At 75.4% G+C, this 1991-nt stretch carries 2 protein-coding genes; one reads left to right on the forward strand and one right to left on the reverse strand.

From position 1 onward, the window contains the following. Window positions 1-1366, forward strand: a 1366-nt coding sequence (locus C1I97_RS36150) for a hypothetical protein (protein ID WP_258382910.1), incomplete at its 5' end; no start/stop codon positions are given. A gap of 28 nt (window positions 1367-1394) precedes the next feature. Here the strand turns inward: C1I97_RS36150 and C1I97_RS36155 are convergent. Next, window positions 1395-1829, reverse strand: coding sequence for a VOC family protein (locus C1I97_RS36155; protein WP_111007148.1), 435 nt, complete (start codon window positions 1827-1829; stop codon window positions 1395-1397). Between the last annotated feature and the right edge of the window lie 162 nt (window positions 1830-1991).

Consider the following 1991-nt stretch of genomic DNA (forward strand, 5'->3'; position numbering starts at 1 on the left):
GAACCAACGGCACCCGCGCCGCGCCGCCCCGCGCCCTCCGGAGGGCACTCCGGCCCCCGCGGAGCTGGCCGGAATGGCGCGCTCCCGGCTGGCCGGGGCGGCCCGCGTGGCCCGCTGGGCCGACGCCGCCCTCGGCCACGCCGGGGCGGCCGGCGAGGGCAAGGCCGCCCTCTCCGACGCGTCCGCCGAACGCGCTGCCGACGTCCTGGGCCTGACCGCCGATCAGGTCCGGGACGACTGGGACACCGCCCGTCTCGCCGGCCTGATCGAGGTGCACGGCGACAGCGCCCGCCCCGGCTGGCGGCTGCGCGCCTGGGACCGCGACGACAGCGCCGTCCTGCGCGGCTGGGTCGCCCTCTTCGACGCCTGGTCGCTCGCCTGCCCGGAACCCGGGGGGCACGAGCCCGCCGCCGTCGCCGAGGTCGTCTCGGCCATGCCGCAGGTGCTCTCCTTCCTCCAGCTCTCCGCCGGCCCCGTCCCCGTCGACCAGCTCCTCGACCTCCTCCGGCAACGCGTCACCGAACTGCGCACCGAACGCTGCGAGATCCCCTACGACCCGCGGCCCACCCCGGCCACCGAGGCCGGCGAGCCCGTGGACCCGGCGGTTCCGGGCCTCCCGCCCGTCGCCGAGCCGGCCGACGGCGCCGCGCTCGCGCCCCTGCTCGACTGGGCGCTGCGGGCGCTCGCGTCCGTCGGCGCGCTCACCTACGGCGAGGGGCAGGCCACGCTCACGCCGCTCGGCAGCTGGGCGGTCTGGGTCAAGCTGGAGCAGATCTGCGTCGCCGCCCAGAGTCCCGCGGGGAACATCGAGCAGTCGGCGGAGGACATGCTCCGCGGCTGTGCACAGCTGCGGCCGAACGCGGCCCGGGCCGAGTACCGGGCCTGGCTGGCCGCGCGGCCCGTCGGCAGCGCCGTCACCGAGCTGCTCGGTGCCGCCCGCGGCGAGGACGCCCTGCTGCGCGGCCTCGCCTTCGAGGCGCTGCGGGTCGTCGGCGCGCCCGCCGAGCCCGACGTGCGGTCCGTGCTCGACGAGCCGGCGCTCAGACCGTACGCCCTGCTGTGGCTCGCCGAGCACGACGGCGCCGACGCGGAGGACGCCCACGAGGTCCTCACCCGTGAGGAGGCCACGTGGCTGTGGGTGGACACCGCCGCCGCCGTCGCCGACCACGGCGAGGCCCCCATGCTCGTACGCCACCTGGAGGCCGCGGTGCAGCCCACCGTCCCGGCCCTCCTGGACGAGGTGCGCGCCGTCGGCCACCCCCGCACCGTGCAGGTACTGGTCGCCCTCGCCGCCGCCCACCCCGACCCAGCCCTGGCCAAGGCCGTCCGCCGGGCCGCCTTCCAGGTGCACACCGGCGGCAGCTAGGGCAGCCGGGCCGGCCGGGCCGGCGGGATCACCCCTCGATGCGAGGGGCGTACGTGCCGAAGCTCCAGATGTTGCCCTCGACGTCCCGTGCCATGTAGTCCCGGGAGCCGTAGTCCTGGTCCGTCGGGGGCATCAGGATCTCCGCGCCGTGGTCCACCGCGCGCTGGTGGTGGGCGTCCACGTCGTCCACCACCACGTACACCCCCGCCGGGCCCGCGTCGCGCATCGCCTCGTCGAAGCGGCCGCCGCGGCCCTTCGAGCCCAGCATCACCGCGCCGTTGCCCTGTACGAGTTCGGCGTGCTGGACGAGGCCGTCCTCGTCCTCGTACACCGAGAGCTCGGTGAAGCCGAACGCCTCCGTCAGCTGTTTGACGGCCGCCTTGGCGTCCGCGTACAGCAGCGTCGGGTACATGCTCGGACGTCCGCCGGCCGTGTCTGCCATGCCGATCACTCCCTTGTGCATCGGTTCTCGCCGAAGAATCCGGTTCGCGGCTCAGTGTGGCACCCGCCACTGACAACGCCCCGCCGCGAACACACGGGAAAACCGCTTGCACACCCCCGTTAGACTTCCCCCATGGCCATTCTCCTCGCGCATTAGACGGCGGGAACGTCCTCAGCCGTCCAT

This window comes from Streptomyces sp. NTH33 (genome assembly GCF_003236365.1).
Taxonomy (GTDB): Bacteria; Actinomycetota; Actinomycetes; order Streptomycetales; family Streptomycetaceae; genus Streptomyces.

Excerpts from the sequence above, each read along its gene's own strand:
- C1I97_RS36155 (WP_111007148.1), bottom strand. The coding sequence starts at position 1,829 with ATGCACAAGGGAGTGATCGGCATGGCAGACACGGCCGGCGGACGTCCG.